At 67.7% G+C, this 13,952-nt stretch carries 12 protein-coding genes; all 12 read right to left on the minus strand.

Annotated elements, in window-relative coordinates:
* Nucleotides 1–59: 59 nt before the first annotated feature.
* The 12 genes from AASM09_RS18010 to AASM09_RS18065 all read right to left on the minus strand — a co-directional run bounded on the left by AASM09_RS18010 (nucleotide 60) and on the right by AASM09_RS18065 (nucleotide 13,737).
* Nucleotides 60–1,379, minus strand: coding sequence for a dicarboxylate/amino acid:cation symporter (locus tag AASM09_RS18010; protein ID WP_049432668.1), 1,320 nt, complete (start codon nucleotides 1,377–1,379; stop codon nucleotides 60–62).
* A 57-nt stretch (nucleotides 1,380–1,436) separates the two neighbouring features.
* Nucleotides 1,437–3,152 carry a BatD family protein gene (locus tag AASM09_RS18015; RefSeq protein ID WP_049432664.1) on the minus strand — a complete coding sequence of 572 codons (1,716 nt, stop codon included), beginning with the start codon at nucleotides 3,150–3,152 and terminating at the stop codon, nucleotides 1,437–1,439.
* Nucleotides 3,149–4,993, minus strand: a complete 1,845-nt coding sequence (locus AASM09_RS18020) for a vWA domain-containing protein (protein ID WP_049432661.1) — start codon at nucleotides 4,991–4,993, stop codon at nucleotides 3,149–3,151. Before AASM09_RS18020 ends, AASM09_RS18015 begins: the two co-directional genes overlap by 4 nt.
* Entirely contained in the window at nucleotides 4,990–5,994 is a 1,005-nt protein-coding gene (locus AASM09_RS18025) for a vWA domain-containing protein (RefSeq protein WP_049432658.1), read from the minus strand. The genes AASM09_RS18020 and AASM09_RS18025 overlap by 4 nt, the downstream gene beginning before the upstream one ends.
* Entirely contained in the window at nucleotides 5,991–6,440 is a 450-nt protein-coding gene (locus tag AASM09_RS18030; RefSeq protein WP_049432655.1) for a DUF4381 family protein, read from the minus strand. The genes AASM09_RS18025 and AASM09_RS18030 overlap by 4 nt, the downstream gene beginning before the upstream one ends.
* Nucleotides 6,437–7,366 (minus strand): DUF58 domain-containing protein, encoded by a 930-nt coding sequence (locus tag AASM09_RS18035; RefSeq protein WP_049432652.1) that lies wholly within the window; start codon nucleotides 7,364–7,366, stop codon nucleotides 6,437–6,439. Before AASM09_RS18035 ends, AASM09_RS18030 begins: the two co-directional genes overlap by 4 nt.
* An 8-nt stretch (nucleotides 7,367–7,374) precedes the next feature.
* On the minus strand, nucleotides 7,375–8,400 hold the full coding sequence (locus AASM09_RS18040) for an AAA family ATPase (protein ID WP_049432649.1): 1,026 nt from the start codon (nucleotides 8,398–8,400) through the stop codon (nucleotides 7,375–7,377).
* 198 nt (nucleotides 8,401–8,598) lie between these two features.
* Nucleotides 8,599–10,566: a type IV pilus secretin PilQ gene (locus AASM09_RS18045; RefSeq protein WP_100443671.1), complete on the minus strand. Its 1,968-nt coding sequence runs from the start codon at nucleotides 10,564–10,566 to the stop codon at nucleotides 8,599–8,601.
* 21 nt (nucleotides 10,567–10,587) lie between these two features.
* Nucleotides 10,588–11,091, minus strand: a complete 504-nt coding sequence (locus AASM09_RS18050) for a pilus assembly protein PilP (RefSeq protein WP_043035665.1) — start codon at nucleotides 11,089–11,091, stop codon at nucleotides 10,588–10,590.
* Between the two features lie 26 nt (nucleotides 11,092–11,117).
* On the minus strand, nucleotides 11,118–11,774 hold the full coding sequence (locus AASM09_RS18055; protein ID WP_005410857.1) for a type 4a pilus biogenesis protein PilO: 657 nt from the start codon (nucleotides 11,772–11,774) through the stop codon (nucleotides 11,118–11,120).
* Nucleotides 11,771–12,679 (minus strand): PilN domain-containing protein, encoded by a 909-nt coding sequence (locus tag AASM09_RS18060; RefSeq protein ID WP_049432643.1) that lies wholly within the window; start codon nucleotides 12,677–12,679, stop codon nucleotides 11,771–11,773. Before AASM09_RS18060 ends, AASM09_RS18055 begins: the two co-directional genes overlap by 4 nt.
* Nucleotides 12,679–13,737, minus strand: coding sequence for a pilus assembly protein PilM (locus AASM09_RS18065; protein ID WP_049432640.1), 1,059 nt, complete (start codon nucleotides 13,735–13,737; stop codon nucleotides 12,679–12,681). Before AASM09_RS18065 ends, AASM09_RS18060 begins: the two co-directional genes overlap by 1 nt.
* Nucleotides 13,738–13,952: the final 215 nt, after the last annotated feature.

The following is a 13,952-nucleotide window of genomic DNA, read 5'->3' on the forward strand; positions in this document are numbered from 1 at the left end:
TACCTTTCCCTGCGGAAAGGAATCCGACCCCGATCAGGTCGCCAGCTGTGGCGTTGGACTTAGTCCTGCTGCGGGCCCAGCGCCGGGCCGTCGTGGGACTCGCCCTTGGCCACCAAGGTGGTCAGGGCCAGGTCGCCGGTCACGTTCAGCGCGGTACGGCACATGTCCAGGAAGTGGTTCACGCCCAGGATCAGGCCGATGCCCAGCGGGTTAACGCCGACCATCGCACAGATCATCGCCACCACCGGCAGCGAGCCCGACGGCACGCCGGCGGTACCGATGCCACCAAGGATGCAGACCGCCATCACCATGATCTGCTGGCCGATGCTCAGGTCCACGCCGAAGAACTGGGCCAGGAAGATCACCGTCACGCCCTCGAACAGCGCGGTGCCGTTCTGGTTGGCGGTGGCGCCCACGGTCAGCACGAAGCGCGACACGCGCTGCGGCAGGCCCATCTGGTCGGCCACGCGCAGCGCGGTCGGCAGGGTGGCGTTGCTGGAGGCGGTGGAGAACGCCATCACCGTCGCTTCCTGGGTATCGCGGAAGAACGACAGCGGCGAACGGCCGGACAGCCACACCGCAGTGCCGTAGGTCACGACCATGTGCAGGCCCAGCGCCAGCACCACCACGCCCACGTAGGCACCGAGGCGGATGATCAGTTCGAAGCCGAACAGTGCGGCCAGGTTGAACATGAAGCAGGCCACCGCATACGGGGCCAGGCGGATGACCAGGTTGATCAGGGTCATCGAGATTTCAAACACGCCTTCGATGGCGCGGCGCAACGGGGCGACCTTCTCGTTGTCGGTCAGCACCATGCCGATGCCGAACATCAGCGCGAAGAACATCAGCGACAGGATCGCACCGTTGTCCGACGCCGCCTGCAGCACGTTGCTCGGCACGATCGACAGCAGCATGTCCATGCCCTTCGGCGTGCCATGGATGCCGGCAACGATTTCCTTGCTGCGCTCGGCGTTCTCCGAAAGCATCATGGCGGCGACCTGCGGATCGACGCCGGCGCCCGGCTTGAGCAGGTTGACCAGCACCAGGCCGATGCCCACGGCGATGCCGGACAGCAGCACGGTGTAGGCCAGGGTCTTCCAGCCGATGCGGCCGAGGGCGCGGATGTCGCCCATCTCCGACACGCCCATGATCAGCGCCGAGAAGATCAGCGGCACGATCAGCATGAAGATCAGGTTGAGGAACAGGCCCGACGCCGGGGTGGTGACGTAGTCCATTACCCACTTGGCACCGGCCTGCAGACCATCGACGCTGCCGCCCAGGGCGTGCACGATCAGTCCCAGGACCAGGCCGATCGCAAAGCCGATGCCCATCTTCCAATGCAGGGGCAACTTCTTCTTGTCGGCAGCAGCTGCTGTCATACGCGGGTTTCCTCGAAAAATGAATGCACTCTAACAAAGCGCGCAAGCGACGCCGGTTCAGGTTCGCCGCGGTGGATACAGCGGCGCCAGGCCAGTGTCGGCGGGGCCGGCAGCCGTCGACCAGTGCGGTCCGTCACGGAAGACCTCGCGCAGACGCGAACGCAGCGATGCCAGATCGCCCTGCCCGCCCCAGCGTGCCTGCTGCAGGTCCTGCAGCACCTGGCGCTGGGCCGGGTCATCCAACCGCGCAACGACCTGCTCGATGCGTTCGACGCCGGCCATCGCGCACAGCTGTGCCTCGACCTGCTCGAACCCTTCGCCATCCAGCGTGCGGCGCAGTTCGGCCAAGCCAGCACGTCCGCTCGCCACAATCGGCACAGAGGGCTTGCCAGCTACCGGCGCCGCCGCACGCGGTCGGCGGCCTCGCTGCCAGCCCCACAACAGGGTCAACAGCCACAGCAACGCCAGGCCGACGGCCGCGCCCATCCACGGCCACGGACGTTCGGCCAGGCCACCGGCACGCGGATCGGTCGCGGCGATGCGGCTGTCCTGGCCATCGCTGCCGGGCAGCGCGGCATCGGTATCGATTGGCGGCGGCGGTGCCGGCGAGGTGCTGCCAGCGCCATTGCCCGCCGCGACCGTCAGTGTCAGATCCGGCAGCTTCGCCTCCTGCGCCTTGCCTGCGCGCACATCCCACCACGGCAGGCGTGTACCGGGCACCACCAGCGAGCCGGGCTGGCGCGGCACGATCGAATAGCGGCGGGTGATCTTCAGCCGCGGCGTGCTGCCATTGAACGATTCTTCGTACTGCGCAGGTTCGGCGAATACCTGCGCGGCACTGCCGACATCGGGCACCGGCAGGTCGGTGAACTGCGCGCGGGTTGCCCCTTCGGCAACCGCTTCGACCACCACATTGGCCGCTTCGCCCGTACGGGCACTGGTCGGTGCACTGGTGTAGCGCAGCTGCAGGCTCTGCAGCGGCAGCCACGGTTGTGGCGCCTGCGCCGGTTGCGCCTGCACCTGCAACGTGCGGTCGGCGCCGGTGGCGTTCATGCGCCCGTCGCCACCGCCGAAGAAGTCGTCGAAGAAGCCACCGGCGCTGCGGCCGTTGAAGCGCGCACCTGCGAGGCGCAGGGTGCCGCTGCGCTCCGGGATCAGCAGGAAGCGACGCTCGACCATGTTGTAACGGCGGCCGTTGACCTGGCGCACATCGGTGCGGTCATCGCCCACGCGCTGCAGCGACGCACCGGCCGGTGTATCCAGCACCAGCTCGCCCGACGCCAGCTGTGATGCGAAATACAGGCGCACGACCACGCCCACGCTCTGCTGCACATAGGGCGTCTCATCATCGACAACGGTCTCGATGAAGGCCATCGCATTGCTGTCGGGGCCGGCGACGGCAGCGGCGTCCACCTGCAGGGTCAGCGGCGCGGTACGTGCACTGCCCACCTGCAGGCCCGGAATCACAAGCGCTCCGCTGCGCCGTGGCGTCAGTGCCACGCCATACAGATTGCGCTGCTGCATGCTGCCATTGCTCCACTCCACCTGGCGGCTGCTGGTCTGCCCGCTCAGATCGAAGTCGTTGCGCAGCAGGGTGAAGTCCGGCGCGCCCTGGTCGCTCTCAACGTTGAGGGTGACCGTGTCGCCCATCGCGATGCGGTCACGGTCAAGCCAGGCCCGCGGTTGCGCCCAGGCCAGCAGCGGCAGCCACAACAGCAGCGCCGCCAGAACGTTCCGTGGCCAGCGCCCATGCATGTTGATCGCCCGCGTCATCGCCCTTCCCTCTTCCTGCGTTCGTTTTCCAGCTGGAACTTGGCCCGCAGCAACGCGCCCGGATCGTCCGGAACACGCCGCATCCACGCTTCCACCGCTTGCTGCTCCTCGCGCTGGCGCGCGGTGCGGCCGTCACCGGCCGGTACCGGCTTGCCGTCCTTGTCCGCCTCGCCTTCGCGCGCCTGCTGCATCGCCTGCTGCATGCGCTGGCGCTGCTGCTCGTCGGCCTGCGCCTGGGCCTTGGCATCCTCAACCTGCGGCGGCACCTGCTGGCCATCGCGGCTGCGCTCGCCGGACTGCGGCTTCGATTGCGTGCTGTCGTCACCCGGCCTGGGCTGGCCCTGCTGGCCCTGCTGTGACTGTGGCTGACCCTGTCCCGGATCCTTCTGGCCCTGCTGCGGCTGCTGGCCTTGCGGGTTCTGCTGGCCCTGGGACGGGTTCTGCTGCTTCTGCTGCCCGTTCTGCTGCGGCTTCTGCTGGTCCTGCCCCTGCCCCCCCGACTGCTTGCGCTTGCGCGCGGCATCGACCACCGCGCGGTTGGCCACCGCATCGGGCATGCCGGGATGCAACGCCAGCGCACGGTCGTAGGCGGCGATGGCTTCATCGTAGCTGCCCTGGCGCGCCAGCGTATTGGCCAGGTTGTACCAACCGGCATCGTTGTCGATGCCTTCGAACTGCTTGCGCGCGGTGGCGAAGTCGCCCTTGCGATAGGCCTGCACGCCGTCGGCCAGACGCTGGTGCTGCAGCTGGTCGGCCCGCTTCCACAGGGTGCCCTGCGGCGGCTGCGAAGCAGGCGCCGCAGGCGTCTGCGCGTGCACGTCACTCATCCATGGCAACAGACCCACCGCCAGCACCGCCGCCAGCACCGCTCGGCGTCGGAACGCCAGCAGCGCCAGCAGCATCAGCGGCGGCAACAGCCAGAAGCCCTCGTCACGCCATTGCTTGCCTTCGCCCGGCCGTTGCGTGGCGCTGCCTTCGCGTGCATCAAGCACGCCCAGCGCACGCAGGTCGCTGTCATCTGCAGCGATGCGCGCATAGCGGCCGCCACCTGCCGTGGCAACGGCACGCAGGCTGCCTTCATCCAGCGCGGCCTGGCGAATCTGCCCACTGCCATCACGGTAGGCCGCGCCGGCGGGCGTGCCCAGGCCCAGTACCGACACCTGCAGTCCAAGACCGCGCGCCTGCGCGGCTGCCAACGCAGCTTCGCCATCGGCTTGATCGGTGACCAGCAGGATCTGTCCCTGCGGTGCAGCGATCTGCCGCATCAGCCGCGTGGCCCAGTCGATGCCACGGTCGGCACGCTGACCATCACGCGGCATCACATCCGGCGACAAGGCATCCAGATACAACGCAACATTGCTGCCGTCATCGGTCAGCGGCGCCACGGTGTAGGCATCTTCGGCGTATACCACCAGGCCGACCTGCCCGCCCTTGCGTGCGCGCAGGAGCTCACCGACTTTGGCCCGTGCCTGCAGCAGCCGCGACGGCGGCAGATCGGTGGCAGTGATGCGGCTGGACAGATCCAGCACGACCAGCAGCGGTGCGCTGGGCTGGAACATCGGCTGTGCCTGCTGCCGCCAGCTCGGTCCGGCCATGGCCAGTGATGCCAGCGTCCAGCCCAGCAGCACCGCCAATGGCAGCCGCATGCGACGGCGCGTACCCGCCGCCAGCAGATGCGGCAACAGGTGTGCATCCACCGCCTGCCGCCACGCATCGCTGCGCCGCTGCCGGTACAGCGATACGGCGAGAATCACCGGCAGCGCCAGCAATGCCCACAGCCATTCCGGGCGCAGGAAGTGCAGCGCGTTCCAGTCCGGAAGATGGGAGACGAACGCGATCATCGACGACGCTCCGGCCACGCCCAGGCCAATGCGCCCAGCAGCAACGCCAGGCCCAACGGCCATGCGTAGCGTTCCTCGCGCGGGCGCAGGCTCGGTCCCTTCGCCGCGATTGGCTCCAGACGGTCCAGTTCGGCGTAGATGCCGGCCAGCTGCGAGGTATCGCGTGCACGGAAGAACTGGCCACCGGTCAGGCTGGCAATTTTCTTCAACGTCGCCTCGTCCACCGGATCCTGGTCAGCGGAAATCGGAATGCCGAGGAAGCGCATGCTGCCATCGCCACCAAACGCAACGGTGTGGATGCGTACACCTTCGGCCTGCGCGACTTCGGCCGCACGCAGCGGTTCGAGCACGCCGGCATTGCTGACGCCGTCGGTCAACAGGATCAGTACACGCTGCCCTTCGGGCTGGCTGCGCAGGCGCTTCACCGCCAGGCCGATGGCATCACCGATGGCCGTCTCGCGGCCAGCCAGGCCGACCACGCTGTCGCGCAGCTGGTCGCGCACGCTGGCCAGGTCGGCAGTGAGCGGCGTGAGCGTATAAGCGCGGTCGCCGAAGATCAGCAGGCCGATGCGATCACCGGCGCGACGATCCAGGAAGTCGGCCAGCACGGCCTTGGCCGCGGTGAGGCGATCCACCGCCTGCCCCCCCAGTACCATGTCGCCCTCGCCCATGCTGCCGGATACGTCCATCGCCAGCATCATCTGCCGCCCCTGCTGCGGTGGCGTGATGGCCTCACCCAGCTGCTGCGGGCGCGCGAACGCGATGCACAGCGCGCACCAGCCCAGCCACAGCAGCAGCGTACGCAGCCACGACACATCGACGCGGCCACCACCGGACAGCGCTTCCAGTTCACTCGCCGCGTACGGTACGCGCAGTGCCGCACCCGGGTCGGCGCGGCGCTTCCACCCCTGCATAAGCAGTGGCAGCGGCAACGCCAGCAGGGCCAGCGGCCACGCCAGCTGCAGGTCCGGCCATGGCCAGTAACTCGCCAGCAGGTTCATCGGCGGCGCTCCAGCAGCATTGCCAGGTAGCGCTCGCGGGCCCAGCTGCGCACGGCCGCCACTTCGCTGGCGTCCACGCGGGGGCGATAGGCACCTTCGGCCAACAGGCTGCGACGCGCGTCGGGCAACGTGCCCTTCGGATCCACGCGCTGCCACCAGGCATCGTCGCGCAGGGATTCACTGCCCGGCTGCGCCTGCCGCGCGGCACGGCGCAGCAGGCCGGCGATCACCGCCAGTTCCGCGGTGGCATCAGTGGTGGTGGCCAGCTCCTGGTCGAACGCCTGCAACCAGCGTTGGCGACGGCGGCGGCGTTTCCACCACAGCAGGGCCAGCGCCAGGATCACCAGCAACACCGCGCCGCCGATCATCAGATAGCCGGGGGCCGGCGGCCACCACGACGGTGCCGGCGGCAGCTGTACATCGCGCAGCGGAAGGTTGGCGCTCATGCCGGTACCTCGGTCGCCGACGGCGCCAACCAGGCATCGCTGGGCGCATCGGTGGACAACACCTGCACGTCAACGCGGCGTGCGCCGAGCTGGCGGCGCAGCGCCTGCAGCGGTTCGACGAAGTGCGCCTGCCAGTGCGACTGCACTTCGCTGCGCCGCAGATCAAGGCCAATGCGCTGCTGCGCGGTCTGGAACTGCAGGGCCGCCGAAGGTGGTTGCAGCTCGAGGGGATCGACCAGCAGCACCAGGCTGAGGTCATGGTGCTGGGCCAGCGCGCTCCAGCGCACGACGGGAATCTTCGCGGCCTGCTGCGGATCGGCCAGCACCAGCATGCGCGCCCCGGGACGCAGCACGCGGGCGGCATGGTCCAGCGCGCGCTCCAGGCCGAGATCGTCGGCGGGCGGCTGCGCGTACCAGCGGGTGAGTGCGTCGAGCACGCGCAGTACGCCCCGCGGCCCACCCGCAGGTGCAATCGGCGCTTCACGGTCGCTGCCGCGCAGCGCGCCCACACGATCGCCGCGACGCTGCGCCGACCACGCGGCGACGGCGCCGGCGCGTGCCGCCTGCACCGACTTGAAGCGCACACGGGTGCCGAAGTACAGCGCCGGCGAGGTGTCGGCCACGATCAGGCTGACCCGCTCGCGTTCGGCCTGGAAAAGCTTGGTATGGGCACGCCCGGTCCGCGCGGTCACGCGCCAGTCGATATGCCGGGCATCATCACCGGCCACGTACTCGCGTGACTCGGCGTACTCCATGCCACGCCCACGCAGCGGCGACGGCGCCTGCCCGGCATTGCCGGCACGACCACGGCGCGGCGGCGGCGGCCGCTGTGCCAGCCGGCGCAGCGCCACCAGTTCGGACAGGTGCGGGCGCAATCCGTCGCCATCACTGACGGTGGATGCGGCTTCCAGGGATCGATCGGTCATGCGCAGGCTCAGGGTGCCGGCACCCGGGCCAGCAGCTCCTGCACCAGGCGCTCGCCATCCCAGCCTTCGGCGGTGGCTTCGTAGCTGGGCAGCACGCGATGGCGCAGCACGTCGGCGGCGACCGCACGCACATCGTCGGGAGTGACGAAGTCGCGGCCGGCCAACCAGGCGCGTGCACGTGCGCAGCGTTCCAACGCAATGGAACCACGCGGGCTTGCGCCCCAAGCGATGCGGCGCCCGAGGCCGGCGTCATAGCGCGACGGATCACGCGAGGCCAGCACAAGTTCGACCAGATAGCGTTCCAGTGCCGGTGCCATATGCAGGTCCAGCACTTCGCGGCGGGCATCGAACACATCCTGCATCGGCAGCTTCTCCGGTGCGGGTGCCGCTTCGCCCAGCGCGCCACGGGCACGCTCGCGGGCGAGCCGCAGGATCTCCGATTCGGCCGCCTGGTCCGGGTAGCCGATGCGTACGTGCATCAGGAAACGGTCCAGCTGCGCTTCCGGCAGCGGGAAGGTACCTTCCTGCTCGATCGGGTTCTGCGTGGCCATCACCAGGAACAGCGGCGGCAATGCGTAGGTGTGGCGGCCAACGGTGACCTGGCGCTCGCCCATCGCTTCCAGCAGCGCCGACTGCACCTTGGCCGGCGCACGGTTGATTTCATCGGCCAGCAGGATCGGATGGAAGATCGGGCCGGGTACGAATTCGAAGCGCCCTTCCTGCGGGCGCCAGATCTCGGTGCCGGTCAGGTCGGCCGGCAGCAGGTCGGGGGTGAACTGCACGCGGGCGAAATCCGCCTCCAGGCGCGAGGCCAGCGCACGGATGGCCGTGGTCTTGGCCAGGCCCGGCGCGCCCTCCACCAGCAGGTGGCCGTCGGCCAGCAATGCGATCAACAGGCGTTCGACCAGGGCCGCCTGGCCGACGATTTCGGCCGACAGCGCGTCGCGCAGCTGGTTGAAGGCGCCATGCAGGCGGGAGGTGGCCGGCGCGGGCGGCGGCGAGACGGTTTCGGGCATCGGCGGTGGCAGGTTCATGGGGGCCTTTGACCGGCGCGGGACGGCACGGGTTCCCGACATCATCGCAGGGTGCCTTGCGATTGGCATCAAGAACGGCTGAACGGGCACCTCATCCACGCATGGCGTGGATCTACCGGATCGTCCGCGCATTACGTCCGGCATGAACGAAGAAGGGCCGCACATGGCGGCCCTTCTTCGTGTCGCGGGTGCGTTGGCTCAGTTCTGCCTGGCCACGCGCAGCACCTTCGGGGTGACGAACACCAGCAGCTCGGCCTTGTCCTTGCTGCGGCCACGCTTCTTGAACAGGTTGCCCAGGAACGGCACATCGCCCAGGAACGGAACCTTGCTGATGCTGTTGCGGTCGGTGAACTCGTACACACCACCGATGACCACGGTCTGCCCGTCCTCGACCAGCACTGCGGTGTTCACTTCGCGGCGGTTGATCGACGGCACGGTGCCATAGCCTTCCAGCTGGATCAGCCGATCCACTTCGTCCTTCTTCACCTGCATGTTGAGGAACACGCGGTTGTCGTTGGTGATGGTCGGGGTGACCTTCAGTTCCAGCACCACTTCCTTGAACTGCACGTTCGGCGTAGCGACACCGCCGGCACCGGCACTGATGGTCACATAGCCGATTTCCTTACCCTGCTTGATCAGGGCCTCGCGCTGGTTGGTGGTGACCACGCGCGGGTTGGAGATCACTTCACCACGCGACTCCTCCTGCATGGCCGACAGCTCCACGTCCAGCAGGTAGCCGGCATTGAGGATCGATAGCGCCAGCGAACCCGCCGGATTGGTGGACGCCGCCGGCATGGCCCAGTTCAGGCCACGGGTGATCGTCGAACCGACCGGAATCGGCGCCGGGCCGGTGCTGCCGCCCGCCACCCAGTCACGGTACGCCTTGGCGTTGGTCGCATTGGCTTCGACCTGCGACTTGCGGGTTTCCGCATTGGCTTCGAGGTTGCCGCTGAAGTAGGCGTTGTCGCGGCTGCCGCTGATGCCGAACCGCGCACCCAGCTCACGCGCGAAAGTATCGGTAGCGATGACGATGCGGCTCTCGATCAGCACCTGGTCGACCGGACGGTCGATCACGCTGATCAGTTCACGCATGCGCGCGATCTTCTTCGGGATGTCGCTGATCATCAGCGTGTTGGTGCGCTCGTCGGCGACGATGCGGCCACGGCCGGACAGGAAGCCGCTTTCCTCCTGCGACGACCCACCGCCCCCGCCACCTGCACCACCACCGCCACCACCGCCGATGCCCTTGGCTTCGGTCAGGGCTTTGAAGATCTGGGTGGCGCTGTGGTAGTTGATCTGGACGTAATCGGTCACCAGGTCTTCGCGGTTCTCGATGGCGATGCGCGCGTCTTCCTTCTCCTGCTCGAACTTGGCCAGTTCGGCCTGCGGGCCGACCCAGATCACGCTGCCGTCGCGTCGCTTGTCCAGGCCCTTGGCGCGCAGCACGATGTCCAGCGCCTGGTCCCACGGCACGTTGACCAGGCGCAGCGTCACATTGCCCTGCACCGAGTCGGAGGCCACCACGTTGAGGTTGGACTCTTCGGCGATCAACTGCAGCACGGTGCGCACCGGCACGTCCTGGAAGTTGAAGGTCACCGGCTTGCCGGTGAAGCCGCGCTGGCCGACGGCCTTTGCCGCCTGGGTGACGCTGCCGGCGGTCACTGCACCGACGGCGGCCGGAGCCTGCCGCGCGCTGATCTCGACCACGTATTCGTTGCCGCTCTGGTAGGCCAGCGACTCCACCGCACCGCCGGTGCTCAGCACCAGCTGGGTGCCGGCGCCGGACGGCTTGGCGTCGATGCGCTGCACCGGGGTGGCGAAGTCGACGACGTTCAACGGCTTCTGCAGATTGGCCGGCAGGCGGGCGTTGCCGACGTCGACCACCACGCTGTTGCCCTGCGTGCGCAGGTCCGGGATCGCGCCCTGGCCGTCAAACTGCACGATCAGGCGGCCCGCGCCATCATCGCCGCGCTTGAAATCGATCTTGGCCACCGACAGGCCGGCGGGTGCCGCGGCCGGTGCGACGGTGGTGCCCACCGGCTTCTCCGCCGGTGCGGCGGCCAGCGCCGGAGCGCAGGCCAGCATCAGCGCGACTCCCAACGCGCTGACACGGTTCAAGGTAGAGCGCCGGATGGGACGCAGCCCCTTGGCTTGGTGAAAGGTCATCGTGCTATCCCCAGTAAACGATCATTGATCTTCAAGCGAGAGCGTTGCCGGCCGTTCCAGCCAGCCACCCGCGCCATCCGGCACCAGTTCGATCAGCTCCACACGGTCTTCGAAGACCGCAGTGACCCGCCCGTCGCTCTGCCCCAGGTAGCCGCCCGGGCGCACCCGGTAGGTCACCTTGTCCGGCCCCATCACCAGCGCGACGGTGCCGCCGCCGGTGCCGATGGTACCGACCATGTCCAGTGCGTCCAGCGGGAAGCCCTCCAGGGGCTCCTTGCGCCGGTTCGGATCCGGCCGCAATCCGCCATTCCCCTGCGGATTGGTCCAGGCGTCGGTGAACGGATCACGCAGGCCCTGCGCGGAGTACTCGAAGGTCTCGAACTGCTGCATCACAGGCAACGGTTCCAGCGGCTGCGCCGGCCGGGCACGTTCGCCTTCCACCCACTTCTCGAGATTCGGCGCGTCGCCCGGCGTGCTGGTCACGCCACGGCCGCAGGCGGCCAGCAGCAGCACGGCAGCGACCATCCCGCAACGTGCAAAGAAGGAACGGATCACTTGCTGCCCTCCTTGCCGGCTTCAGCCTTCTGCTGTTCCTGCACCTCGGTCTCGTCGAGATACCGGTAGGTCTTGACCGTGCCGGACAACTCCAGCGCACCGGCACGCGAACCACCGCCAGCCTTGTCCGCCGGCTTCAGGTTGATGTCGTGCATGGTCAGGATCACCACGCGCGGCAGCGAGGCCACGCCACTGACGAACGCGCCGAACTGGTGATAGCTGCCCACCATCTTCAGCTTGATCGGCTTCTCGGCGTAGAACTCCTTGACCTGCTCCTGTTCCGGTTCGAACAGCTGGCTGGTCAGGCCGCTGGACAGCGCGGTCTGCGAAATGTCGATGATCAGGTCCGGCATTTCGGTCTTGCTGGGCAGCTGCCGCAGCATCTGCTGCAGGACCTGCTCCATCTGCGCCAGCTGCTGCTTCAGCGGCCCCAGGTTCACCGCGCGTTCCTGCTGCTTGGAGAACTCGGTACGCAGATCGCTTTCCTTCGACTCCAGGCTGGCCAGTTCATCACGCTTGCCGCTGATCAGCAGCATCCACGCAACGAACATGATGACCAGGGCCAGCAACGAACAGAAGACGATCTTGGCCTTCTGCGGCCAGTTGCCGATGTCGTTGAAATCCAGGTTCTTCAGATCGATTTTCTGGCTCATGCGCGATCCCCCTGCAGCGGGGCGTAAGAGGCCTGCGGCGGCTGCGCCAGGCGGCTGCCCTCAGGCCTGGCGGCCGGTGCCGGTGCGGCGGGCTGGTTCGGCTTGGCCGGTGCAGGCGCCGGCGCAGTGGCCGGTGCGGTGGCCGGTGCGGTGGCCGGTGCGGTGGCCGGCGCCGCTGCCGGGGCCGCCGCCGGTTGGGCCGGGGCCGGCGCTGCTGCAGCGGCCGGGGCCGCCGCATCGGGGCCGGCGGCAAGCGGCGCCACGGCGGGCGTCGCAGCCGGCGCGGCCGCCACGCTGCCATCGGCGTTCAAACCGGGGGTGCCGGTCTCTTCACTCTGCGCAGGCAGCTTCACCGTGACCTTGAACATGTACGGCAGTGCCTTGATGTCCGATACCGGGCCGGCAGCACTCTTGTCTGCGGCACTGGCCTGGATGATCGACAGCTCCGGGTTGGTCATCCAGCCGGAAGTTTCCAGGTTGCGCATGTAAGCCGACACGCGTGCATTGGACTGGGTGCGCCCCTCGAGGGTGAGCATGTCCCCCTCCTGCTGCAGGGCGGTCAGCACCACGCCGTCAGGAATCGTGCGCACCAATGCGTCGAACAGGTGGACCATCTGCGAGCGCTTGGCCTGCAGTTCCTCGATCACCTTCTTGCGGGCCAGCAGGCGGTCCTTCTGCGCATCGAGGCGGTCGATCTCCTTGTTCTGTTCCTTGACCTTCTCGATCTCGGCTTCCAGATAGGCGTTGCGGTCCATCTGGCCGCTCACCTGGCGGTCGTAGTAGAACCAGATCAGCAGCGACAGCAGCAGGCCACCAATCGCGGCCATGCCCAGCATTGCGTAGAACTCGCGCTGGCGTTGCTTGCGCCGCTCGGCGCGCCAGGGCAATAGATTGATGCGTGCCATCAGTCGAAGCTCCTCAGCGCCAGACCGGTGGCGATCATCAGCGCGGGGGCATCCTGGGCCAGCGCATGTGCGTTCACCTTCGGGCCCAGGGTCATCTGTGCCAGCGGGTTGGCGACCACGGTCGGCACGCCCAGCTGTTCTTCAATCATCTCCGGCAGACCCCCCAGCACGGCGCAGCCGCCGGCCAGCACGATGTGGTCGACACGGTTGAACTCACTGCCCGCATAGAAGAACTGCAGCAGGCGGCTGATCTGCTGGACCGTGGCCTCCTTGAACGGCTCCAGCACTTCCATCTCGTAGCTTTCCGGCAACCCGCCCTGGCGCTTGGCCAGACCGGCTTCCTCGTAGCTCAGGCCGTAGCGGCGCATGATCTCGTCGGTCAGCTGCTTGCCACCGAACACCTGTTCGCGGCTGTACAGGCTGCGGCCACCGCGCAGGACATTGAGGGTGGTCATGGTGGCGCCGATGTCGACCAGCGCGACCACGCCGTCGATCGATACCGGCAGCTCGCTGGCGACCAGGGCGTAGGCGTTCTCGACCGCGAAGGCCTCCACGTCCATCACCTTGGCCTGCAGGCCACCCAGTTCCAGCGCGGACTGGCGCAGTTCCACGTTCTCAGAACGCGACGCGGCCAGCAGCACCTGGACCATCTCCGGGTTGTTCGGGATCGCCCCGATCACCTCGAAGTCCAGGTTCACTTCCTCGATCGGGTACGGAATGTAGTTGACCGCTTCCAGCTCGATCTGGGCTTCCATGTCGTTCTCGTCGAGCTCGGCCGGCATCGGGATCACCTTGGTGATCACCGCCGACCCGGCGACGGCGGCAGCGGCCAGCTTGGCCTTGCTGCCTGAACGGTTCATCGCACGGCGGATGGCCTCACCCACGGCCTCCACTTCCACGACGTTCTTCTCCACCACCGCATTCGGCGGAAGAGGTTCCACAGCGTAGTGTTCCACACGGAAACGATTGCCGCTGCGGGACAGCTGCAAAAGCTTTACCGCAGTCGAACTGATGTCGACGCCTACAAGCGGCGACTGACTTTTTGGGATGAGCCCCACGGTTTCTCCCCTGCCGACGGGCACTTGGACGCAAGACCTGCGTCCGAGCATTAATAACGTATTCTTAGCAAATGGCAACGGCCCTGCTGTGAAGTTCCTCACGGATTCACGATGCAGCCCCTGACTGTTCCCCTTGCGCTCCCCGGTGCCGACCCCAGCCGCCACCTTGCGTAATCTATACTCTGCGACCACGAAATTCGCAATCGGAATCTGAA

It is taken from the genome of Stenotrophomonas maltophilia (assembly GCF_039555535.1).
Lineage (GTDB): Bacteria > Pseudomonadota > Gammaproteobacteria > Xanthomonadales > Xanthomonadaceae > Stenotrophomonas > Stenotrophomonas maltophilia_Q.

Excerpts from the sequence above, each read along its gene's own strand:
- AASM09_RS18020 (WP_049432661.1), bottom strand. The coding sequence starts at position 4,993 with ATGATCGCGTTCGTCTCCCATCTTCCGGACTGGAACGCGCTGCACTTC.
- AASM09_RS18060 (WP_049432643.1), bottom strand. The coding sequence starts at position 12,679 with ATGGCACGCATCAATCTATTGCCCTGGCGCGCCGAGCGGCGCAAGCAA.
- AASM09_RS18015 (WP_049432664.1), bottom strand. The coding sequence starts at position 3,152 with ATGACGCGGGCGATCAACATGCATGGGCGCTGGCCACGGAACGTTCTG.
- AASM09_RS18025 (WP_049432658.1), bottom strand. The coding sequence starts at position 5,994 with ATGAACCTGCTGGCGAGTTACTGGCCATGGCCGGACCTGCAGCTGGCG.
- AASM09_RS18035 (WP_049432652.1), bottom strand. The coding sequence starts at position 7,366 with ATGACCGATCGATCCCTGGAAGCCGCATCCACCGTCAGTGATGGCGAC.
- AASM09_RS18040 (WP_049432649.1), bottom strand. The coding sequence starts at position 8,400 with ATGAACCTGCCACCGCCGATGCCCGAAACCGTCTCGCCGCCGCCCGCG.
- AASM09_RS18010 (WP_049432668.1), bottom strand. The coding sequence starts at position 1,379 with ATGACAGCAGCTGCTGCCGACAAGAAGAAGTTGCCCCTGCATTGGAAG.
- AASM09_RS18055 (WP_005410857.1), bottom strand. The coding sequence starts at position 11,774 with ATGAGCCAGAAAATCGATCTGAAGAACCTGGATTTCAACGACATCGGC.
- AASM09_RS18050 (WP_043035665.1), bottom strand. The coding sequence starts at position 11,091 with ATGGTCGCTGCCGTGCTGCTGCTGGCCGCCTGCGGCCGTGGCGTGACC.
- AASM09_RS18045 (WP_100443671.1), bottom strand. The coding sequence starts at position 10,566 with ATGACCTTTCACCAAGCCAAGGGGCTGCGTCCCATCCGGCGCTCTACC.
- AASM09_RS18030 (WP_049432655.1), bottom strand. The coding sequence starts at position 6,440 with ATGAGCGCCAACCTTCCGCTGCGCGATGTACAGCTGCCGCCGGCACCG.